At 69.0% G+C, this 20,803-nt stretch carries 24 protein-coding genes and 3 tRNA genes; 15 read left to right on the forward strand and 12 right to left on the reverse strand.

Features of this window, described 5'->3' with window-relative positions; translation table 11 throughout:
* Nucleotides 1-2 precede the first annotated feature (2 nt).
* Genes TTY48_RS09875 through TTY48_RS09885 form a run of 3 tightly spaced genes read right to left on the reverse strand, consistent with a single transcriptional unit; the run spans nucleotide 3 to nucleotide 963 of the window.
* Nucleotides 3-185 (reverse strand): DUF2273 domain-containing protein, encoded by a 183-nt coding sequence (locus TTY48_RS09875; RefSeq protein ID WP_220657330.1) that lies wholly within the window; start codon nucleotides 183-185, stop codon nucleotides 3-5.
* Nucleotides 182-502 (reverse strand): hypothetical protein, encoded by a 321-nt coding sequence (locus TTY48_RS09880; RefSeq protein ID WP_220657331.1) that lies wholly within the window; start codon nucleotides 500-502, stop codon nucleotides 182-184. The genes TTY48_RS09875 and TTY48_RS09880 overlap by 4 nt, the downstream gene beginning before the upstream one ends.
* Nucleotides 499-963, reverse strand: a complete 465-nt coding sequence (locus TTY48_RS09885; RefSeq protein WP_220657332.1) for an Asp23/Gls24 family envelope stress response protein — start codon at nucleotides 961-963, stop codon at nucleotides 499-501. Before TTY48_RS09885 ends, TTY48_RS09880 begins: the two co-directional genes overlap by 4 nt.
* 114 nt (nucleotides 964-1,077) lie before the next feature.
* Between TTY48_RS09885 and TTY48_RS09890 the strand changes: the two genes are divergently transcribed.
* The 4 genes from TTY48_RS09890 to TTY48_RS09905 all read left to right on the forward strand — a co-directional run bounded on the left by TTY48_RS09890 (nucleotide 1,078) and on the right by TTY48_RS09905 (nucleotide 2,556).
* Nucleotides 1,078-1,638 (forward strand): RNA polymerase sigma factor, encoded by a 561-nt coding sequence (locus TTY48_RS09890; RefSeq protein ID WP_220657333.1) that lies wholly within the window; start codon nucleotides 1,078-1,080, stop codon nucleotides 1,636-1,638.
* Nucleotides 1,639-1,762: 124 nt separating this feature from the next.
* Entirely contained in the window at nucleotides 1,763-2,242 is a 480-nt protein-coding gene (locus TTY48_RS09895; RefSeq protein WP_255585608.1) for a hypothetical protein, read from the forward strand.
* A 111-nt stretch (nucleotides 2,243-2,353) separates the two neighbouring features.
* Nucleotides 2,354-2,445 (forward strand) — tRNA-Ser (locus TTY48_RS09900).
* A 38-nt stretch (nucleotides 2,446-2,483) separates the two neighbouring features.
* Nucleotides 2,484-2,556, forward strand: a tRNA-Arg gene (locus TTY48_RS09905).
* A 66-nt stretch (nucleotides 2,557-2,622) separates the two neighbouring features.
* On the opposite strand, the gene TTY48_RS09910 is transcribed toward TTY48_RS09905, so the two are convergent.
* Entirely contained in the window at nucleotides 2,623-3,048 is a 426-nt protein-coding gene (locus tag TTY48_RS09910; protein WP_220657335.1) for a DUF5994 family protein, read from the reverse strand.
* A 289-nt stretch (nucleotides 3,049-3,337) separates the two neighbouring features.
* On the opposite strand from TTY48_RS09910, the gene TTY48_RS09915 reads away from it, so the two are divergent.
* The 4 genes from TTY48_RS09915 (at nucleotide 3,338) to TTY48_RS09930 (ending at nucleotide 8,542) form a co-directional block, all read left to right on the forward strand.
* Nucleotides 3,338-3,703, forward strand: coding sequence for a DUF779 domain-containing protein (locus TTY48_RS09915; protein WP_220657336.1), 366 nt, complete (start codon nucleotides 3,338-3,340; stop codon nucleotides 3,701-3,703).
* A gap of 497 nt (nucleotides 3,704-4,200) precedes the next feature.
* Entirely contained in the window at nucleotides 4,201-6,255 is a 2,055-nt protein-coding gene (locus TTY48_RS09920) for a lipoxygenase family protein (protein WP_220657337.1), read from the forward strand.
* A 47-nt stretch (nucleotides 6,256-6,302) separates the two neighbouring features.
* Nucleotides 6,303-7,424 (forward strand): YncE family protein, encoded by a 1,122-nt coding sequence (locus tag TTY48_RS09925; protein WP_220657338.1) that lies wholly within the window; start codon nucleotides 6,303-6,305, stop codon nucleotides 7,422-7,424.
* Complete coding sequence (locus TTY48_RS09930) at nucleotides 7,394-8,542, forward strand: YncE family protein (RefSeq protein ID WP_220657339.1); 1,149 nt, start codon at nucleotides 7,394-7,396, stop codon at nucleotides 8,540-8,542. The genes TTY48_RS09925 and TTY48_RS09930 overlap by 31 nt, the downstream gene beginning before the upstream one ends.
* A gap of 11 nt (nucleotides 8,543-8,553) precedes the next feature.
* Here TTY48_RS09930 and TTY48_RS09935 read toward each other — a convergent pair whose 3' ends face one another.
* The 5 genes from TTY48_RS09935 to TTY48_RS09955 all read right to left on the reverse strand — a co-directional run bounded on the left by TTY48_RS09935 (nucleotide 8,554) and on the right by TTY48_RS09955 (nucleotide 14,859).
* Complete coding sequence (locus tag TTY48_RS09935; protein ID WP_220657340.1) at nucleotides 8,554-9,264, reverse strand: phosphatase PAP2 family protein; 711 nt, start codon at nucleotides 9,262-9,264, stop codon at nucleotides 8,554-8,556.
* Nucleotides 9,265-9,318: 54 nt separating this feature from the next.
* Nucleotides 9,319-9,711, reverse strand: a complete 393-nt coding sequence (locus tag TTY48_RS09940) for a hypothetical protein (protein WP_220657341.1) — start codon at nucleotides 9,709-9,711, stop codon at nucleotides 9,319-9,321.
* 187 nt (nucleotides 9,712-9,898) lie between these two features.
* A complete protein-coding gene (locus TTY48_RS09945) occupies nucleotides 9,899-11,422 on the reverse strand; it encodes an aldehyde dehydrogenase family protein (RefSeq protein WP_220657342.1) in 1,524 nt (507 codons plus the stop codon).
* Between the two features lie 101 nt (nucleotides 11,423-11,523).
* Nucleotides 11,524-12,753, reverse strand: a complete 1,230-nt coding sequence (locus TTY48_RS09950) for a GAF domain-containing protein (RefSeq protein WP_220657343.1) — start codon at nucleotides 12,751-12,753, stop codon at nucleotides 11,524-11,526.
* A gap of 69 nt (nucleotides 12,754-12,822) precedes the next feature.
* Nucleotides 12,823-14,859: a CocE/NonD family hydrolase gene (locus TTY48_RS09955; RefSeq protein WP_255585609.1), complete on the reverse strand. Its 2,037-nt coding sequence runs from the start codon at nucleotides 14,857-14,859 to the stop codon at nucleotides 12,823-12,825.
* Between the two features lie 193 nt (nucleotides 14,860-15,052).
* On the opposite strand from TTY48_RS09955, the gene TTY48_RS09960 reads away from it, so the two are divergent.
* The 3 genes from TTY48_RS09960 (at nucleotide 15,053) to TTY48_RS09970 (ending at nucleotide 16,560) form a co-directional block, all read left to right on the forward strand.
* Entirely contained in the window at nucleotides 15,053-15,499 is a 447-nt protein-coding gene (locus TTY48_RS09960) for a DUF6918 family protein (RefSeq protein WP_220657344.1), read from the forward strand.
* 2 nt (nucleotides 15,500-15,501) lie between these two features.
* Nucleotides 15,502-15,894: a RidA family protein gene (locus TTY48_RS09965; protein ID WP_220657345.1), complete on the forward strand. Its 393-nt coding sequence runs from the start codon at nucleotides 15,502-15,504 to the stop codon at nucleotides 15,892-15,894.
* A gap of 114 nt (nucleotides 15,895-16,008) precedes the next feature.
* On the forward strand, nucleotides 16,009-16,560 hold the full coding sequence (locus tag TTY48_RS09970) for a putative glycolipid-binding domain-containing protein (protein WP_220658531.1): 552 nt from the start codon (nucleotides 16,009-16,011) through the stop codon (nucleotides 16,558-16,560).
* Here TTY48_RS09970 and TTY48_RS09975 read toward each other — a convergent pair.
* Complete coding sequence (locus tag TTY48_RS09975; protein ID WP_220658532.1) at nucleotides 16,557-17,522, reverse strand: prephenate dehydrogenase; 966 nt, start codon at nucleotides 17,520-17,522, stop codon at nucleotides 16,557-16,559. The two genes, TTY48_RS09970 and TTY48_RS09975, sit on opposite strands and share 4 nt — an antisense overlap.
* A gap of 84 nt (nucleotides 17,523-17,606) precedes the next feature.
* Between TTY48_RS09975 and TTY48_RS09980 the strand changes: the two genes are divergently transcribed.
* The 3 genes from TTY48_RS09980 to TTY48_RS09990 all read left to right on the forward strand — a co-directional run bounded on the left by TTY48_RS09980 (nucleotide 17,607) and on the right by TTY48_RS09990 (nucleotide 18,725).
* Entirely contained in the window at nucleotides 17,607-18,125 is a 519-nt protein-coding gene (locus TTY48_RS09980; RefSeq protein WP_220657346.1) for a tRNA adenosine deaminase-associated protein, read from the forward strand.
* 31 nt (nucleotides 18,126-18,156) lie between these two features.
* On the forward strand, nucleotides 18,157-18,591 hold the full coding sequence (locus tag TTY48_RS09985) for a nucleoside deaminase (protein ID WP_220658533.1): 435 nt from the start codon (nucleotides 18,157-18,159) through the stop codon (nucleotides 18,589-18,591).
* A 46-nt stretch (nucleotides 18,592-18,637) separates the two neighbouring features.
* Nucleotides 18,638-18,725: transfer RNA gene (locus tag TTY48_RS09990), tRNA-Ser, on the forward strand.
* Nucleotides 18,726-18,803: 78 nt separating this feature from the next.
* Here TTY48_RS09990 and TTY48_RS09995 read toward each other — a convergent pair.
* Complete coding sequence (locus TTY48_RS09995; RefSeq protein WP_220657347.1) at nucleotides 18,804-19,442, reverse strand: DUF2306 domain-containing protein; 639 nt, start codon at nucleotides 19,440-19,442, stop codon at nucleotides 18,804-18,806.
* Nucleotides 19,443-19,526: 84 nt separating this feature from the next.
* Here TTY48_RS09995 and TTY48_RS10000 point away from each other — a divergent pair, with 84 nt between their 5' ends.
* Complete coding sequence (locus TTY48_RS10000) at nucleotides 19,527-20,378, forward strand: arylamine N-acetyltransferase (RefSeq protein ID WP_220657348.1); 852 nt, start codon at nucleotides 19,527-19,529, stop codon at nucleotides 20,376-20,378.
* Here TTY48_RS10000 and TTY48_RS10005 read toward each other — a convergent pair.
* Nucleotides 20,365-20,703 (reverse strand): hypothetical protein, encoded by a 339-nt coding sequence (locus TTY48_RS10005; protein WP_255585610.1) that lies wholly within the window; start codon nucleotides 20,701-20,703, stop codon nucleotides 20,365-20,367. The genes TTY48_RS10000 and TTY48_RS10005 overlap by 14 nt on opposite strands.
* Nucleotides 20,704-20,803: the final 100 nt, after the last annotated feature.

Below are 20,803 nucleotides of genomic sequence, written 5' to 3' on the forward strand. Positions count from 1 at the left end.
GGTCAGCTCCGGTCGCGCCGCCGCAGGGCGGTGAGATCGATCAGGCCGTCGAAGTGCGCTCCGATCGCGAGCCCGGCGCCGCCGAGCACGATGGCCAGGAGGAATCCCACGAGGCCCCCGGAGACTGCGGCGATCGCCAGCAGGAGGCCGATCACGGCTCCCCACACGGTGAAGTTCTGCGTCATGCGGTCATCTCCTTCGAACGGTCGGTGCTCTCCGGCACCCGGATATCGGCCACGATCACCTGGATCGGTACCCCGGCCGCGTCGGTCGCGGCCTGTCGAGCGCTCTCGGCGATGGCGACGAGGTCGGTATCACCACGGAACTCGACGACGATGCTCACCTGCCCCGACTCGTCATCGACCCGGATACCGGGCACCGTCCGGCCGGGGAGGTAGGTCGCGGCCGAGCCCGCGGCCCCGGCGTGCAGCCCCGCCACACCGTCGACCGCCGTCACCGCGGCGACGATCCGGTCGATGCGTTCGGCGTGTGCGCGGCTCACTGGACTCGCGACTCCGTGGCGGGGGTCTCGTCATCGTCGGAATCCGGGAAGTGCACGTCGTGCACCGTCACGTTGACCTCGGTGACCTGCAGGCCCGTCATCGACTCGATCGCATCGATCACGTTGTTCCGGATGCCGGCGGCGAGATCGTGAATGGCCACGCCGTACTCCGCGACGATCGCCACATCGACCGCGGCCTGCTTCTCGCCGACCTCGACGGTGACGCCCTGCGTCAGGTCGGGTGCGCCGGGCAGCGTCTCGCGGATCTTGCCGACCACGCGGGCGGCCTGGCCGCCCAGGTCGTACACGCCGTCCACCTCGCGCGCCGCGATTCCGGCGATCTTCGACACCACGACATCGGCGATGTTGGTCGAGCCGCGGCCGTTGGCGGTCGCGACCTCCGAGCCGGGGGTCTTCTCGGTGGCAGTCGAGGCAGCAGGGCTGGTGGTGGTCGAGGTCATCTTCCGTCTCCTTGTGTCGACTGATGTGCCGGGATCCTTTCCGGCACTATGGAGTGAGTCGGCTCGGACACGAGATCGGCACGCGGTTGTGACCTATCTCACGAAGGAGGATGGTTGAACGACCCGGAGCTGTTGTCGTCGCTCTCCGACGAGACCCTCACCAGGCGGGCACAGCGCGGCGATGCCGCCGCCTTCGATGCGCTCGTTCAGAGGCATGCGCCGGCCCTGTTCCGCTTCGTGGCGCGCACCTTCCCGCAACGCACCGACTGCGACGACGTGGTGCAGGAGTCCTTGATCGCGGCATGGAAGGCGCTGCCGACCTTCGCCTTCCGGTCCAGTGTGCGCACCTGGCTGTTCTCCATCGCCTCGCGCAAGACCGTCGACGTGCTGCGATGCCGTCATGCGGTCGTGGTGTCCGACATGGTGCAGGACGTTGCGACCACGGACCCCGGCCCCGTCGAATTGGCCGCCGACAGCGACTTCCTCGGCGCACTGAGCCGGGAGCTGGCCCGACTGCCCTATCCGTCCCGGGCGGCGTGGTGGCTGCGCGAGGTGGACGGCCTGTCGACCGCCGAGATCGCCGCCGTGCTGCGCACCACCGAGGGGTCGGTGCGCGGGCACCTGCAGCGCACGCGACGCCATCTCGCGGAGGCCCTGGAGGGATACCGCCCATGACCCATCTGACGACCCTTCCGGCGCGGATCGCCGGTTTCCGGCCTTGTACAAGCGGACGATTCGTGGTCACACTGGGGGAGCTATGAGTTTCACTCCAGCAAAAGACCACGTTCCCGGAGCCCCGGTGGCGAACGAATGGATTGCCGACGCGACCCGTCGGCTCGCGGGCCTGACCGCATCCGAGTCCGACGCCCCCGAGGCCGCGTCCGGCTGGGGTGCCGACGCGATCGAACGGCTTCGCTCCGCGGTGTCCCACCAGGTTTCCGGGCTTCCCCGGCGCTCGCGGCCGGTGGCGACCACGAAGCCCGGTATCGACATCACGCAACTCGCGCTCACCAAGGCGCTCACGATCGCGCTCTCCGACGAGGCGGCGGCCGAATCCGCCGCCATCGCCGATATCGAGTTCGTCCTCGACGGTGCCGCGGTGACCGGCGTGCACGTGCACCTCGTGGCCGTGGGCACCGGAGCTCGTGCGGAGACGATGCTCGTGGGTGGCGATCGGCTCCGCGACCGCGCGGCCGCCGTGCTCGCCGGCATCGTCGGCCCGGTCGAGGTGCGCGTTGACCTCACGTGGGAGGACCTCGTGACCAGCGGGCAGAACTAGGCCGGAAGCGGCGTGGCCTGCGGTTTTGTGGGTTACGGGAGCGTTGTGTAAAGTAGCTGCTCGGCGGTTGCGCGTGCCCCGTACGGAGCGCTCGCGTATCGCGTCCTACTTGGAGGCGTGCCAGAGCGGCCGAATGGGACTCACTGCTAATGAGTTGTCCGGCCAACACCGGACCGGAGGTTCAAATCCTCTCGCCTCCGCCACGGCGGTCTTCGGACCGGCGACAATTGAAAATGGGTATGCGCCCGTAGCTCAGTGGATAGAGCATCTGACTACGGATCAGAAGGTCAGGGGTTCGAATCCCTTCGGGCGCACAGTGAAATCAGGTCCGGTTCCCAGCAGGGAGCCGGACCTGATTCGTTGCACGGGATCGCCGGCCGCTACGGCACGTCGAGGAGGCGGGCGACCAGCTGCTCCGCCTGGTGCAGATTCGCGTCCGGCGCGATCAGGCCGTAGACCACGGTGACATCCGGGCCGGAGAAGCTGATGAGGCCCTCGGTGTTCATCAGGGCGAGCTCGATGGGGACGGACTCGGGACGGTGCAGCACGGCGGCGCGGGTGGTCCAATCGGCGGTGCAGAACCGGATCAGGGTCAGCGTCTGGAGCCGGACGCCGAGTGCCGGTAGCACGCTGGGGAGCTCCGCCCTCAGGTCGCGGGACCGCGGCCACCAGACCCCGTCGACCATGCGGGCGCGAGTGCGGTGCCGCGGCAGGAGTACGCGTCCCGGAACCGCGCGCCCGGGCCTGGCGTGCGGACGTTCGAGCAGCCGTCGCAGAGCCTCGGGGGACTTCCGGGGGGTAGGCACCCCGGCTACATGAATCCGGGAATGGTGCACAGTACGAACACTCCGAACACGATCCACGGCCACTTCCGGCGCCGTCGCGGAGGCTGGAGTTCGTTCTTCTTCGTCATGGCGCTCCCTGCTGGTGAGATCGGGCTCGCCCGCTGAACGGAGCCGGGAGCACCGGGCTGATCCCGATGGGGTTTTCGACTCCTGCCTTCGAGCCTACGCGCCTTCCGTGATCTCGGCGGTGACGATCTCGTGACGGGGGCGACCGGCACCGGCTACCGTCGTTGTACGGAAAAGGAGGGTCATGGGCGAGCGCGTGGAATCGACGTCGGAGGCGCGGGCACTGCTCCGTGATCTGTGGGGGCAGCACGGGCCGCTGCTGATCCACCAGAGCGGCGGCTGCTGCGACGGCTCCGCCCCGATGTGCTTCACCGTGGAGGAGTTCCGCGTCGGCGATGCGAACGTGCGGCTCGGCACCGTCGACCTGGGCGACGGTGCGCTCGTGCCCGTGTGGGTGTCCGAGGCGGAGGCGCGGGTCTGGGAGAACAGCACCCTGACCCTGGACGCCGTACCCGGCCGGGCCGCCGGCTTCTCACTGGAGGGATCGAGCGGCCGGCGATTCGTTTCCCGGGTGGACATCGCCGCCTCCTGCCCCACGCCGGAAGGCTGATCGAACTGCCGCTCCCGTTCGGCGAACGGTCCCGATCTGCGACAGGGCGGCCCGAAAACTGCGACACCAGCGGACCGCACCACCGGCTACCGGCGGATTCGCTTCCCGAGACTGCGACGCAGCACTGATATCCGGTGCTCAGCCCGGAGCGGCGGCCCTTCGGCTTCACGGAATCGACACGGCATCGACAAGGAATCGTCACAGATAAAGGTGCAAGTGCCGCAAATCGGGTGATGAGATCCCCTAGGGGAAACCGGAATTCAGACGTGTGTTCTGAGACACGCTGGCGCCCAAGCATTTCAGTTGGTAGGTTCCTGAGTTGCAAAAGCAAACAGTATGCCGAAGGACTGCTTTCACTGAGTGAAGCAGCACAACCTCGGTGGAGTGATCCGCGTGAGGTTCGCGCTTCGAAGATGTTGTAGTGCAGGTGGTTACGGTTCGAAGCCATCCACCCGTGTGGATGGTGATCCGGGCCGCGGGGAGTGAGAAGTATGTCAGTGAATCGTCGAAGTGCGTTCAAGGTCGCCTTCATCGCCGGTGGCGTCGTCGCCGCCCAGCCGCTGTTGTCAGCGATCCCTGATGCATCGGCGGAGCCTTCCTCTCAATGGATTCCGCGCCTCACCGCAGATTGCTCGCCCGATCAGCTCGCTACCCGGGCCCGTCTCCTCGCGGAGGCCAGGCAGACCTACCGCTGGTCCACCACCATCGAGAACGTCGTCGGAGTGCCGATGTCGGCCGACCTACCACTGGGCGAGAATCCGACGATCGATTGGTTGATCGAGTTCATCGACAACTTCCTCAATCTGGTCGAGAACCTCGTCGACAGCGTCGTGATCGCCGTTCTGCCCCAGCTCAAGTCCGAAACCCTGGCCTGCAGTGTGCAGATCCGTGCCCTCAAGAACCAGTTCGCCGGGATCGCCCGCGCGGTCGACGCACTGTCGAAGAAGTACCTCAGCGCCACACTCGACACGGTCGTCGATGCCACGGACAAGGCGGTGGTCGGCACCTGGGTCACGGCCCTCCTCGGCATCCTGTCCGCATTGCAGGCCATCCGCCGCACCGTGTTCGGGGCCGTCGAGCGTTCGCTGGTCGGTCAGAAACTGTGGATCGGGGACATCGGGGACAAGGGAAACCTCCAGCGGTACAACGCGATGTGGGGATCGATTCCGCTTCCGTCGGTGGCGGAGAGGCTGCGTGACGATGACTTCTTCGGGCACACCAGGCTGGCGGGCCCCAACCCCATGATCATCGAGAAGGTCTCCGAGCGATTGCCGCGCAGCGCGAAGATCGACGATGCCAAGTTCGCCGCGGCCACGGGAGAGTCCCTGCGCGTCGCGCTCGCCGAAGGCCGGCTGTTCCTCTGCGACTATCGCCCACTGGGGCGCATGGCGAAGGAGGATGCGACGTACAAGCTGTTGACCGGTCCGAACTGGAACACCGCGCCGATCGCGATCTTCCTGCGGCCGCGGGGAAGTCGTCAGCTCAAGCCCGCTGCGATTCAGGTGGGGCAGGTCCCGGGGGAGAGCCCCGTCTTCTACGCCGCCACGCGGACCTCCACGTCGAGCGACTACTGGGGCTGGCAGATGGCCAAGACCATCGTTCAGACCGCCGACTTCAATCACCACGAGATGTTCAGTCACCTGGCGCGCACGCACCTGATCTCCGAGGCGTTCTGCGTTGCCGCACACCGGCAACTCCCTCCGGGGCACCCGCTTCACACCCTGCTGATCCCCCACTTCGAAGGCGACCTGTTCATCAACAACCTCGCCGCATCGATCATCATGGGGCCCGAGACCTTCGGTGACCTGATCCTCGCCTCCGACATCTCGGACACCCAATCGACAGCCGGAAAAGCCCGTCTCGACTGGAACTTCACGGACTCGATTCCGGAACGCGACCTGGCATCACGGGGCATGGACGATCCCGATATCGACTTCCCGTACCGGGACGATGCACGGTTGATCTGGTCGGCGATCGAACGCTGGGTGCACGACTACGTCTGGGTGTACTACCGCGACGACGCCGCGGTCGCGGCCGATGCGGACCTCGGGCGATGGCTCGCCGAGGCGAGGGATCAGGGCAAGATCGCGGGCATCCCTCCGGTGCGGAACAGGAAGTCCCTCGTCGAGGTGATCACGATGATCATCTTCACCGCGAGCGCGCAGCACGCCGCCGTCAACTATCTCCAGCGCGATGAGATGTCATACGCACCGCACTATTCCGGGACGCTCGCGGCCCTTCCGGTGAAGAAGAAGCGGAACTACACCGAGCGCGACTGGTTCGACATGATGCCCACGTTCCTCACCGCACTCGCACAGATGTACTTCTTCAACCTGCTGGGGACCGTGTACTACCGCAGGCTCGGTGACTACCGGACGAATGTCTTCCCGCACCCCGAGGCGTTGGTCGACCCGCGAATACGCGGTCCCCTGAAGGACTTCAAGAGCAATCTCGCCAAGGCCGAAGCGGTGATCACAACGCGCAACAGCCGCCGGAAATGGCCGTACCCGTACCTGATGCCCAGCAACATCCCGATGAGCACCAACATCTAGAGAGGCACCGCCCCATGGATCGTTCTCAGCCCGCACGGATCCGACTGATGGCGGGTCTCGTCGTCACGACGCTGGCCGTCAGTCTCCTGGCGCCCCCGGCCGCGACGCCTGCGGCGCCGCCGGTGGTCTCGGGGAAGGAGGGCCTGCCGCCGGCCGGACCGCCCGGGGAGCTGTGGCTCCCGGAAGTCGACTCCGAGCGCATCGCGGTCATCGATACGTTCACCAACAGGGTCACGCGCTACATACCGATGAAGGACGGTGCCGCGAAGCCGGCCGTCACCGCCATCACCCCGGGTGGCAAGAAGATCTTCATGGACAACTTCGGCCAGATACCGCCCACGGTCACGGTGATCAACCGGGAAACCGGAGTCGACCGGACCGTTCCGGTGCTCTCGACACCGCTCGGCGCCTTCACCTCCGCCGACGGCACGGAGATCTACCTGCCCGAACAGGGATTCACCGTGGAGGTGATGGACGCGAAAACCGAGAAGGTGGTGCGGCGCTTCCACTACCCCGATGTTCCGGTCGGTGCGATCGCCGGGCCGGACGGTCTGATGTACGTGGGATTCTCAACGGGGTTCCTGGCGGGAATCGACCCGAAGACCGGCGCCGTGGTCAAGCCCCCGATCTTCACCGGAGGTGTGGCCCCGTTCTGGTACACGTTCACCAACGACGGGTCCAAGGCGTACGTCGATACGGTCAACTCGATCGGCGTCATCGACATGAAGTCGTGGCGCCTGGTCAAGACGATCAACACCTCCGAGGACGGGAAGTACAGCCCGGCCAACCCCGGAGCGTTCACCTCGACGCTCTCGCCGGACGGTCGCAAGTTGTACGTCACGATGTTCGGCCGCCCCAACGTGCTGGTGATCGACACCCGGACCGACGCGGTGATCCGCGAGATCCCCACCGTGGGCTACACCCCGTCGATCATCTTCAGCGACGACGGAACCCGCGGCTACATCTCCGATCTCGGCCCCACCTCACTGGGCCATCCCACCCCCATCGGCGAGGCCGCCGTGTTCGCCAAGCTGGTGCTGTTCGGCACTCTCGGTGAGGGCTCCCTCGTGGTCATCGATCCGCGGAGCGATGACGTGCTGGGCAGGATCCCGACCGGCCGTGGACCGGGCATCCCCGCGTGGGTACCGCCGCTGAAGCCGGCGCGATGAGGGCGGCCACCGCGCTGCTCGCCGCGACGATCCTCGTTGCCGGGGTCGGTGCCGGCGTCGGTGGCGCCGCGCCGGCAGCGGCCAATCCCTCGATCCCGGGAAGTTCGACGGGGCCCGGGGGATCGATCTGGATCCCCAACTACGGCGCCGACACCGTCCTCGAGGTGGACGCGGCCACGATGACGCAGAAGCGCGAAGTACGTGTGGGCGCCGAGGACCACCCCATGGTGGCCAAGGCCTCGTACGACGGGTCGAAGATCTTCGTCGGCAACTTCGGACCGATCGAGATGAGCGTGACGGTCATCGACGCCGCCACGGGCCGGATCATCAAGAAGCTCCCGACGCTCCTCGCCGCCTACGCGACGATCACCATGTCGCGTGATGGCAGGCGCCTGTACGTGCCGACCGCGGCCTCCGTTGTGCAGGTCTTCGATACGCAGACCCTCGAACTCGTTCGAACCGTTCCGATCTGGCTGCCGCCGGGGATCGCGCACATCGAGGTCTCGAACGATGAGAAGTACATCTACGCCTACGCGGCGATGGGTACTGCGACCCGGTACGACGCACAGACCGGTGCCGTGGCGGGCGCACCGCTCCTGCTCGGTGGCCTGGTTCCGGGCTGGGGAGCGAGCAGTGCCGACGGCGGCACCCAGTACGCGATCAACTTCTACTCGAATGTGGCGATCATCGACTCGGCGAGTTGGACCGTCCGCGCGACGGTGCCCATCGAACCCTTCGCCGCCGGACCGATCTCAGCCACCCTGAGTCCCGACGGCCGCGAACTGTGGGTGTGCAACTACAGCACCAATGACATCCGCATCCTCGACGCGCAGACCGGCAAGGAGAAGCGGAGGATGTCCACTCCCGGCGCCGCCGTGTACGTGGGCTTCTCCCGGGACGGGAACACGGGCTACATCAGCGTGGTCGAAGACGGTCCGCCGCTACCGTTCTGGGCGCCGACGGTGTGGGACTGGCAGTACAAGGCCAAGCACCAGGCCTGGTCCGCCAAGTATCTCGGGCTCAACACCCGGTTGGTGAAGATCGACACCCGCACCCTCGAGACCCGCGGCGAGTTCACCGTCAAGGGCGCGTTCGTGGCGGGCGCGTACCCGGACTGAGCCGTCCGGTATCAGCGGCGCGCCGACACCGGTCGCCGAACGGGGCCGCGGCGGATCACCGCGGCGATCCGGTGGTCGATTCCGGCCCAGGATGCCGGCGGGAGCACGGCGAGCGCAGCCGCGATACCCGCGAGACCGATGGCCACACCCGCTGCCGTATCGGAGAACCAGTGCACGCCGAGGTACAACCGGCTCGCCGCGACGGCACCGACGAAGACCGCCGGCACCACCAGGGCCAGCAGCGCGCGCCGCGTCGACCAACCGACGGTGAGCGCGATCGTGGTGGCCACCAGCAGCGCCGTCGTCCCCGTCACGTGGCCCGACGGGAAGCCGAAGTCGTGCTCGTCGACGAGGTGATCGATCACCGGCGGCCGCTGACGCGCGAACGCCGCCTTGAGGACGTAGGCGATCGCCGCGGCAGCCGCCGTCGACCCCAGCACGAAGACCGCCGCCGCCGGTGAGCGCCGCCAGGCGAGGAGTCCGGCGATCAGCGCGGCGAGCACGAGGGTGACCGTGGGGGAGAAGAAGTCCGTGATCGCCCGCATCAGAGTGGTGGTCGCCTCGCTGCGGTGCAGCACCATCTCGTGCAGCACCTGGCCGTCCGCCTCGGAGATCGGTCGACGGTTCAGCAGCAGTCCCCACACCACGGTGGCCGCGACCAACGCCACGGCGACGACCAGCGACGTCACGTCGCAGCGGAGGGACTTCCAGGAGAACGGCATCCCGCCAGATTGCCTGCGACGCGTCGCACCGCGCAACCCATGAGCGGGTAAAGCTCAGCCCGGACCGGGGCGGTACGCCGTCCACTGGCCGTCGGTTCGCGGAGGCGGCGGGGTCCAACCGACGAACCAGCCGCCGGCGCTCACCTTCTCCTCGCGCACCGGCCACAGGTCCAGTTCGACCAGGAATCCGGGCAGCGCCGCAGCGACCAGCGGCAGCAGCCGCCGTCCCTCTGCCTCGTATTCCCGCGCGAGGTCGTCCGATCTCCAGCCCGTGTCGAAGTGGAATCCCGTGTCGAAGAGGTCCTGCCATGCATCGAGCTCGGCGCTCAATGGGGCTGGGATACCGAGCGCCTCGCCGTCGACACCGCCGTAGAGCGACCACAGCGGCGGTCCGCTGTAGTCACTCATCATGCGAACCCGGCGATCGGGTGCGACATCGAAGCTCATGAACTGCACCGTAGGCCCGGACGGCAGCGATGGCGAGAGAGATTCGGTGCGGAACTGCGGTGCGGGTGCCCGGTTTCACCGCAAAATCGCACCGAAGATGACGGCCCGACCCAGACGACGGCGCCGCCCCCGATGAATCGGGGACGGCGCCGTGGACACCCTCACCTGGTGCCGGTCACTCGTCGGCTCAGAAGAAGCCCTGCGCGGTGGGCGCGTAGGAGACCAGCAGGTTCTTGGTCTGCTGGTAGTGATCGAGCATCATCTTGTGGTTCTCCCGGCCGATACCCGAATCCTTGTAGCCACCGAAGGCGGCGTGCGCCGGGTACTGGTGATAGGTGTTGGTCCACACGCGGCCCGCCTGGATGTCGCGACCAGCGCGGTAGGCGATGTCGCCGTTGCGCGACCACACGCCGGCACCGAGGCCGTAGCGGGTGTCGTTGGCGATCTCCATCGCGTTGTCGTAGCCGTCGAAAGAGGTCACGGCCAACACCGGACCGAAGATCTCCTCCTGGAAGATCCGCATGTCGTTCGTGCCCGAGAAGATGGTGGGCTGGATGTAGTACCCGCCGGACAGGTCGCCGCCGAGATCGGCCGCCTCACCACCGGTGACCAGCGTGGCGCCCTCGTTCTTGCCGATGTCGATGTACGACAGGATCTTCTCGTGCTGCTCCTTCGACGCCTGCGCGCCGATCATCGTCTCGGTGTCGAGCGGATCGCCCTGGCGGATCGACTTGGTGCGGATCGAACCCAGCTCCAGGAACTCGTCGAAGATCGGTGCCTCCAGCAGCGCGCGCGACGGGCAGGTGCACACCTCGCCCTGGTTCAGCGCGAACATGGTGAAGCCCTCCAGGGCCTTGTCCTGGTAGTCGTCGTTCGCCGCCAGCACGTCCTTGAAGAAGACGTTCGGGCTCTTGCCACCCAGCTCCAGGGTGGCCGGGATCAGGTTCTCCGCGGCGTAGCTCGCGATCAGCTTGCCCGTGGTGGTCTCGCCGGTGAAGGCGATCTTGCGGATCCGCTTCGACGAGGCCAGGGGCTTGCCCGCCTCCAGGCCGAAACCGTTGACGATGTTCACCACGCCCGGGGGCAGCAGGTCGCCGATCAGCGAGAACAGGTACAGCACCGAGACCGGGGTCTGCTCCGCCGGCTTGAGCACGATCGCGTTGCCTGCGGCCAGCGCGGGCGCCAGCTTCCACACGGCCATCAGGATCGGGAAGTTCCACGGAATGATCTGTCCCACAACGCCCAGCGGCTCATGGAAGTGGTATGCCACGGTGTTCTCGTCGATCTCCGAGATGCTGCCCTCCTGGGCCCGCAGCACCGAGGCGAAGTAGCGGAAGTGATCGATCGCCAGCGGGATATCGGCGTTGAGGGTCTCGCGGACCGGCTTGCCGTTCTCCCACGATTCGGCGACGGCGATCGCCTCCAGGTTCTGCTCCATCCGGTCGGCGATCTGCAGCAGGATGTTGGCGCGGGCGGTGGCGGAGGTCTTCCCCCACGCCGGGGCGGCGGCGTGCGCCGCGTCGAGCGCCAGCTCGATGTCCTCCGCGGTCGAGCGGGCCACCTCGCAGAAGACCTGCCCCGTGACGGGCGACGGGTTCTCGAAGTACTGCCCCTTCACGGGCGCGACCCACTGGCCGCCGATCAGGTTGTCGTACCGCGACTGGTAGCTCATGAGGGAGCCGGGAGCCCCGGGACGTGCGTAAACGGTCATGACGTGCCTCCAGGTGAGTTGGGTGACTCAAGTCACAACCCACGCTAGGCCTCCGAGCGTTGCAACGACGTTGCAGCCGCGCAATCGCTCAGGCGAGATCCTCAGGCGAGATCGAAGTCGAGGCCCGCGAGCCGGCCGTCTGCCTCGGCCCGGGCGATCCCCGTCGACCCGCGGTGCAGCGCCTCCCAGGCGGCCCGGTCGTCACGGCCCTCCGGCAGGTCGAGCCAGCGGCGCAGCAGACCCAGATCGCGGGTGGCCAGCACCGCCGCCCGCAGCGACTCGGACAGCTCCGTGCGCAGCCGCGCGACGCCCGGCGCCACCGACTGCGGCAGCAGCGGCCCCGGATACGCCGACAGTGCGTCCAGCACCCGGCCCTCGCGCACCGCGACGGCCACCCCGTCGGCGTCCGATTCGATCGGCTTGAGCAGCCGGTACGGCCGCGAGCCCAGGAACTCCGCGCCGATCGACTTCCGCAGCCGCGAGATCTCCGCGCGCACCGTGACCACGTCCAGATCGCGCTCGTCGAGCAACAGGGCCAGGTGATCGGCGGTCAGGCCCTCGCGGTGCCGCAGCAGCAGAGCCAGGATGTCGGCGTGCCGGCCGGTGAGCGGCACGTTCCGGCCGTCGAGCTGCAGGGACGGGTGCCCGCCCAGGAGTCGCAACCGGGCCGACGGCGCGGGTGCCGCGGCGGTCAACCGCATCACCGCGAGCTGCCCCTCCACGGCCATCGCCGCCGCCCGCACCAGCGACAACGCCTGCGGTGTGGCCACCTGCGGGCCGCCCGTCACGTCCAGCACGCCGATCGGCGCGCGCGTGAACGGATCGTGGATCGGCACCGCCGTGCAGTTCCAGCCGTGCGCCAGCCGCGCGAAATGCTCCGAGCCCGAGATCTGCACCTCGCTGTCCAGCGCGAGCGCCGTGCCCGGCGCGTTGGTGCCCGCCGCGGTCTCGCTCCACACCGCGCCCGGGGCGAAGTTCATCGCCGCCGCCCGGCGCATGGAGGCACCGTCGCCCTCGACCCACAGCAGCGTGCCCTCATGATTGGCCACCGCCACCATCGTGCCGGGGGAGTCGTCGACCAGCAGCCGCCGAATCACCGGCATCACCGTGCTGAGGGGATTGCGGGCGCGCAGTCCGTCCAGGGTCTCCCGGCCCGACGGTGCCTCGCCGTCCGGGTTCACGCCCACGGCCTTGCTGCGCTGCCAGCTCTCGGCGATCAGCCGGCGCAGTGCCGACCCGCGCAGCACCGACTCGTCGACCGCACCGTCGACGAACATCCTGTGCAGCCGCGCGGTGGAGTTCCGCGCGGCGGTCCGAGTAGCAGCAACCATCCTGTCACCGAAGATAGCCCCGAATCGGGCGCCGCGGAGCCGGTTTGCGGGGCGCAAAGGCCCGCGGGGTCACCAGCCCGGATCGCCCACCAGTTGCAGGCTCACGTAGCTCGGCCGATCGGGGCGCAGCAGCACGTCCTGCCGGCCCAGCCGGGTGCGCGCGAGGTCGGGCAGGGTGGCCAGGTACCGCGGCACGCTGCCGGCGTAGACGTCCACCCGCAGGCGGTGGCCCTCCTCGATCAGCGCATCGGTGGCCACCACGTCCACGTCCAGCTCGATCGTCTCGCCCGGTACCACCTTCTGCTTCGCCGACCAGGTGAGGGGATGGAAGGGCGCGAGCAACTCGCCATCGGCGTCGTACTCGCTGCGCGCCTCGTCGATCGCCCGGTTCGAGGCCATGAGCGCCCCGCCGGTGAGCACCGTCGAGGTGCCGTCCGGTGCCACATCGTTCACCGTGACGGTCCAGATCGCCTCCTCGCCCTCGCAGCGCGTCACGAGATGCACGTTGATCGCGCCGCTCAGCTGCACCGGCGCGGCCGCCGGCGGAGAGGTGAAGGAGATCGCGCCGCGCTCCTGCAGGCTCGCATCGTCGGTGAAGGGCAGCGCCTTCGTCAGGCCCGCGAGCACGTGCGTCAGATCCGGGGAGGCCAAGCCGCGCAGGTCGATCCGCGTGGACGCCAGATCGCGCCGCCGCGCCGGGTAGGTGGCCAGGCCACCGTCGTAGCGCGCGTGCTCCGCCGTGCCCGACGGTGCCGGCGTCGCGTACAGCCGCTGGGTGCGGGCGCCCGCGCGCGGGAAGGACTCGCCCGCGGTCCAGCCGCCGCCCTGCTGCTCCAGGGTGACCGGACCGTAGCGGTCGACACCGTTGTCGATGCCCTTGAGCCACCGGTCGTACCAGGCCCGTTCCAGCACATCGATGCGCGGCGGCGCCTGGGTACCGCCGAAACCGGAGCCCATATCGAAGTGATAGCCGTCGGTGATCACCATCTGCTTCTGTCCCGCAGGCAGATTCAGACGCGAGTAGATCCGCGGGGTGCTGCGCCCGAACAGGTCGTGCCAGCCGCCGAACAGGAAGGTGGGGGCCGTGATCGCATCGACCTTCGCGTGCCGCTCGGTGAAGTACGGGTTGTCGTTCACTCGCGGATCGCGGCCGGTGACCACACCGCGCACCACCGACCCGAGCTCGGTGGCGGGCGAGCCGATGCGGCTCATCAGCCAGCGGATCACGTTGCCGTTCACAGTGTCCCGCAGCAGCGTGCGCGGGTTGTACAGCCACTTCAGCGCGTTCACCGCGCCCAGCCACAGCGGAATGAACACCGACGGCAGGCCGCCCGTGATGTAGATGTCGCGGACGATGTCCTCGCTGCCCTCGATCGCGAAGATCGCGCCGAGCCCCTCGGGGTTGTGGCCCGCGGCCTGCAAGGAGTTGATCGCGGAGTACGACCAGCCGCCCATGCCCAGCTTGCCGTTGCACCAGGGCTGTTGGCGCGCCCAGTCCATCACCTCGACCGAGTCCTGCTGCTCGCGCGGCCCGAGGATCTGCCAGACCCCGTGCGAGGTGCCGGTGCCGCGCACGTCCACGATCACCTGGGCGTAGCCGCTGCGCACCAGGCGCCGGTTGATGCCGAAGCCCTCCAGCAGGCCGCCCGACAGGTCCACCGTGCCCGCGGTGAGCGGCTTGGCGGCCCTGGTCAGCGCCGGGCCGAGGAAGGCGGCGTGGGTGCTCTCGTCGATCGCATCGACCACGGTGCGGTTGTACGGGTTCAGATTGAGGATCGCGGGGTAGGGCGTCGGCACCGGGCGGCCGTCGCGCTCCGCGGGCCGCACCACGGTGGCGCGCAGCCGCACACCGTCGGACATCGTGATGTCGACGTTGCGGTCGATGTGCACGCGGGGATAGGTGAGCCGGCCGTCGACGGCCTCGCGCCAGGCGCGGGCATCGGCGCCGCCGGTGGGATCGCCGAGCGGGAGCACGTGGTCGACGCGGGCGTGATGCTCCCGGTTGGGGACGGGGAGCGCGCGTCCCCGGTCCCACAGCGGGAACCGCACCGGGCCCCGCGCGGGCACCTGCCGGGCATTCGCCCTGCCGGATCGGCTGCTCGTCATTGCAACCCCTTCCTTCAAGCCTCAACCTAGAGCACAGGTGACGCACCTCACAAAACCGAACCCGGTTTGTGGCCGATTCGTTGCCTTTCGTCGCCGCTCGCCGGGGCGTCTGCGGGCGCCGCGGACGGCCTATAAGCTCGATCACGGCGCCGCCCGGCGCCTGTCGAATCGTCTCGTTCCGGAGGTCCCCACCGTGTCCACGTCGCTGACCACCTCGCTTCTCGACCCCGCCCGGCAGCCCGCCGTGGTGGCCGACTTCGCCTCCGTGGTCGACGCCGAGGTCAAGGACAAGAGCGGCCTCTCCGGCACCGCGATCAAGGCGGCCTACGGCGCCGTGAAGAAGGTCTCGCCGTCGGTGATCGAGTCCGCGCTCACCAAGCTGCTGCCCGAGTTCGCGTCCGCACTCGACCCGTTCTGGGCCGACTTCCAGGCCCAGGGCCCCGGCGACTTCGGCCAGTACCTCGCCTCCCGCGGCGACGAGGTGGGCGACGCCCTGCTCGCCGTCACCGATCGGCGCGCCGAATCCACCAGCCAGCCCGCCCTGCGCAAGGCCTACGGCAGCCTGCGCGGCAAGGCCAAGGAGAACGTGGTCGCCGCCCTGCCCCGCGTGGGCGCGGTCGTGCAGAAGAACGCGGCCTGATCATGGCGAACGTACAGCTCAACGGCTCCGACACGCTGACCACCGCGGTCTCGCACGCCTACAGCGCCACCGTGCCCGCGGGCGCCACCCTGCACGTGGCGGGCGTCGCCGCGCGGGATGTCGGCGGCACCACCGTGGCCCCCGGCGATGTGCAGGGCCAGATCAAGGGCGCGGTCGAGAACCTCGCGACCATCCTCGGCGAGCGCGGCGCCGGCCTGGCCGACGTGGCCCGGCTCACCGTCTTCGTCTCCGAGCACCTGCAGGTTGATCTGCAGGTGGCCGAGGACGCCCTCAGCGGCCTCTTCGAGACCGTGCCGCCGGTATCGATCATCGGTGTGAGCCGGTTGCGCTACGACGACCAGGTGGTCGAGCTGGAGGCCGTGGCCGCCCTGTAGCGGGCGCGGTGTGTCCCGGGGCACATCGTGCTAGGGGTTACCGTGTATCCCGTGACCAACGCTACTTCCGCAGACCCCGGTGCCACCGTGATCACCGGGGGCAGCTGGCCTCGGATGCTCACCTTCCGCTCGGACGACGGGAACCTCCTCGAGTCCGTGCGCGTCCAGGTGACGGGCGACCGGATCAAGGCGTACGGCCGGATCATCGCCGCGCCGTCCGCCGACGGTCCCGCGTTCAACGCCTCGTACGACCTGGTGACCGACGACGAGGGCGTCACCAAGCGGCTGTCCGTGCATGCGCTGACCGCGTCCGGTGAGGCCCAGGTGACCATCGCCCGCGACGGTGAGAGCCACTGGCTCGTGCAGGGCGCGCAGGGCGCCGAGCGCGGTTTCTTCTCGGGCGCGCTCAGCGTGGACGTGCTCAAGTCGGCCTTCTTCAACGCGCTCACCATTCGCCGCTACGACCTGCAGAGCCACATCGAGGAGGTCGACGTGCCCGTGGTGTACGTCGAGCTGCCCAGCCTGCAGGTGAAGGAGACCGTGATCAACTACGCGGCCGCCGCCGACGGCATCACCGTGATCTCGCCGGTCTCCAGCTCCAAGCTGGCGGTCGACGAGGACGGCTTCGTGCTCGACTACCCCGGTCTCGCCCGCCGCGTCGACTAACTACCGGGTAGCGCCGTGACCACGCCTCCCGCATGGCCGGCCTCCCGCAGCGCCCGCTGCCATCCCGCCCCGTCGAGCACGGGGACGAACGGGGTGCGGCGGGCGTTCTCGTAGGCCTTGCGCGCCGCGTAGCCGCGCTCGGTGATATCGCGGACGGTGCCGCTGTCGGCCAGCTCGGTGCGCGCGGAGATCAGCTCGGCGATGGTGTCGTCGAGCGCGTCCAGCAGGGCGTCCCGGTTCGCCTCGCACATCGCGTTCACCAGCGACGGCGCCGTGCCCGCCACCCGCGTCACATCGCGGAAGCTGCTGGCCGCCAACGTGAGTGCCAACTGCTTCGCCGCCGGATCGAGCTCCGCGGTGATCGCCACCGCTTCGGCCACCACGTGCACCGAATGCGAGATCCGGGCGACCGCGGCATCGTGCTCGGTGGATCCCGCGGGCACCACCACGGCGCCGCAATCCAGACCCACCGAGGCCGCCAGCCGCCAGGCCCGTGCCGGGGTGGCGTCGTCGGCCGTGACCACCCAGGTGGCACCGTCGAACAATGCGGCGTCGGTGGCCTCCCAGCCCGAGAACGCGGTGCCCGCCATCGGGTGCCCGCCCGCGTAGCGCTCGGTGAGTCCCGCATCGGCCACCCGGCGCGCCACATCGCCCTTCACGCTCACCGCATCGGTGAGCCAGGCGTTCGGGGCGTGCTCGGCGATCGCGGCGAGCACCGGATCGAGCGCGGGCACGGGCACGGCGATCACCACGATGTGGCCCGCGTCGGCACGCCGCAGCGTGGCCGCGAGATCGGAGGAGGCGTCGAAACCGGCGGCCGAGGCGTCGTCGGCGGCGGCCGCCGAGCGGTTCCAGCCGTACGCCGGACGGCCCGCGCGGTGCAGGGCCCGCAGGATCGAGCCGCCGATCAGGCCGAGGCCGAGGACGCACACGGGGACATCGGAATGGGGAGCACGCTGCACGGACACGGGGTCCAGGGTTCCACAGGCCGTGAAGAAGGCGTTCGAGACATTCTGTTCAGGCGTAAATCCGGTTACGGTTCTCCCATGGCCGCACAGACCTCGCCGGAGCACTACAAGAACATCGACGGTTACGCCGTGGCGGTGGTGCGCGACGAGACGAGCTGGACCGTCTCGCTGCTCGCCCCCGCCGCGCTGGCGAACGTGGGCACCGCCGAGGAGGAACTCAGGTCGTTGCGGGCGGCGGGCGCGGCGTTCGGACTGCTCAACGTGGACGACGAGTACTTCGTGATCGTGCGCCCCGGACCGTCGGGCACCCGGTTGCTGCTCTCCGACGCCACCGCCGCCGTCTTCGACGATCTGGCGGAGCAGACGCTGGAGCGGCTCGACGTGGACGTGCCCGATCTCGACCCCGACGAGGTCGACGAGACGGACCCCTGGCCCGAGGGCGATCTGAGCATCCTCGGCGATCTCGGTTTCGGCGAGCAGGAGCTCAGCGTGCTGCTGGCCGATCCGGATCTGTACGCCGACGAGCAGGTGCAGGTGATCGCCGAGCGCCTGCAGTTCGAGGGCGAGCTGGCGAAGATCCTCGACGCCCTGAGCTGACGTGCCGCATCTCGACGTCGAGCGGTCCGCGATGGGCCTCGCCCTGGAGGCGGCCGGACTCTCCGGTCCCGACGATGTGCCGGTGGGTGCCGTGGTCCTCGATCCCGACGGTGTCGTGCTCGCGCAGGCCGGGAACCGTCGGGAACAGCTGGGCGACCCCACCGCGCACGCCGAGGTGCTCGCGATCCGCGAGGCGGCCACCCGGTTCGGCGACGGCTGGCGGCTCGGCGGCTGCACGCTGGCGGTGACCTTGGAGCCCTGCGCCATGTGCGCCGGTGCCCTGGTCTCGGCGCGGATCGAGCACCTGGTGTTCGGTGCCTACGAGCCCAAGACCGGCGCCGTCGGCTCGGTGTGGGACGTGGTGCGCGACCCGCGCGTGACGCACCGGGTCACCGTGCGCGGCGGGATCCGCGCTGACGAATGCGGCGCCCTGCTCACCGAGTTCTTCGCCCCGCACCGTTCCTGAACTGCGGATTTAGTGCCAGGGGCGACTTCCGGTAAAGTACTCCGACGGTGGCGTGTCCGAGCGGCCGAAGGTGCAACACTCGAAATGTTGTGTGCGGTAACCCCGTACCGGGGGTTCAAATCCCCCCGCCACCGCCGAGAGAAACCCTCTCCGATGTGAATCGGGGAGGGTTTCTTCGTCTCCGCGGTTTCCGAAACCGGCGATGAATTCGTTCAGGCGGCGGCTACGGCGGTTCGACCCGATCGAGTGCCGGTTTCGCGCCGGGGTGTGCGGCGCAGCCACCACTCGCAGACGCCGAGCGCGATCAGCCAGCTGAGCCACGCGGTGAGCGCCACGCCCAGCCCGTCCACCACGTGCGGTTCGAGTCCGAGGCCGTCGAGCGTCAGGAAGATGATCGGCGCCAGCACGCGATTGATGATCACCGAGTACATCAGCGCGGCGCTGCGCAGCATCCAGCGCCGGTGATGGGTCACGTCCCGCGCCAGGATCGAGCGCACGCCGAGCACGGTGAACAACAGCATGAGCGCGCCGAGGGTCACGTTGGAGACCGCATTGGCCGGACCGAACGGGGTCATCGCGCCTACGGTGATCGACGCCAACCCCACGGGAACGGCGCAGGCCACGTAGATCCGGCCGGCGATCCGGTGATAGCGCGCGAACCAGCGCCGGCCGAGCTGCACCAGCCCGGCGAGCATGGCGATCGCGCCGAGCATGATGTGGCCGACCAGCAGCGGGTAGTACCAGGACGGCTGACCGTCGAGCGGCACGCGGCTGCCGCCGGTGAGGTACACGGGCAGGGCGTAGGCGAGGAATGCCGCGACGATGAGCGATCCGACCAGCAGTTTCTTCATGCCTCGGACGGTAGGTTCGGCGGACCGGTGTGCGGATCACCCGGAGGAGTGGCGCGCTCTCACCCGTAAGAGTGAGATGGAGGCATGAATCACGACGAGGCCTGGGGCGCCGACGAACTCGATCTGGACCGGTACCTGCGCCGGGTCGGTCTCGCCGCCCCGGTCGCGACCGATCCCGAGGGGCTCACGCGCCTCGTCGCAGCGCACGCGACCACCCTGCCCTGGGAGAACATCGACGCCGTCCGCGGCATCCCCGGCGAGCTCACGATCGACGCGCTGCAGCGCCGGATGATCGACGGCCGCCGCGGCTACGGCTGCACCGGCCACGTCCCGCTGCTCGCGGCCGTCCTGCAGCGGCACGGGTTCACCTTCTCCGCGGTCGCGGGGCGGGTGCTGTTGCAGGGCGATCGGTCGCCCTCGACGCATGCGCTCCTGGTGGTGCAGGTCGACGGTGCGCGGTGGCTGGTGGAGGTCGGATTCGGGGCGGTGCCGCTCGCGCCGCTGCGGCTGGTGGACGGCCTGGAGCAGGACGCCGGCGGCTGGACCTACCGCGTGCGGCGGTCGACGCGCGGCTTCGCCGAGGAATGGCAGCTCGACTTCCTCGATCCGAGCAGCGGTGAATGGCGCCCGCAGTACCGGTTCCCGCTCGCCGATCGCACCTGGACCGACCTGCGGATGACCAACTATTACGTGGCGACCTCGCCCTTCTCGCCCTTCCGCGGCCGCCTGATGGCGGTGATGAACCACCCCGACCGCAGGCTCGTGCTCACGGGCGACAGCATCATCACCACCCGCCCGGACGGTTTCCGGGAGTCGGTGCCGTACCCGGCGGCGGACCGTCGGGCGATTCTGGCCGAGCGGTTCGCCATCGACCTGCCCGACGATGTGGCGGCCGAGCTCGACGAGGTGGTGGCCGACCGGATCAGTGCGAGCTGAAGAAGCCGATGGCCTGCGGGCCCTTGGTGCTGTCGCACCGGGCGAGCATCCCGGGGGAGCTCGGGAAGGAGCAGTTCCAGCCGTCGACGGTGGCGGGCTTACCGGTGGCGATCTGGGGGCTGAACTTGTCGGCGATGGTCATCGCCTCGACGCAGTCGACCTTGGCGGCGCCGAGGGCGTGCACGTAGAGCGGACCGTCGGGACCGCGGGTCTGGCCGCACATGTCGCCGCGGGTCACGGCGGCGGCGCTCGACGATGCGGCGGGTGCGGCCGTGATGGTGGGGCTGCTGTCGGTGGAGGACGAGCCGCAGCCGGCGAGCAGCATCCCGCCGAATGTTGCGATTGCGACTGCTGTGACTGGTGTTGCAGACCTGCGCAAAGTGCTCATGTGGCCCACCATACCGGCGAATCCGTGATTGAACTCA

This window comes from Tsukamurella sp. TY48 (assembly GCF_019656655.1).
GTDB classification, from domain to species: Bacteria; Actinomycetota; Actinomycetes; order Mycobacteriales; family Mycobacteriaceae; genus Tsukamurella; species Tsukamurella strandjordii.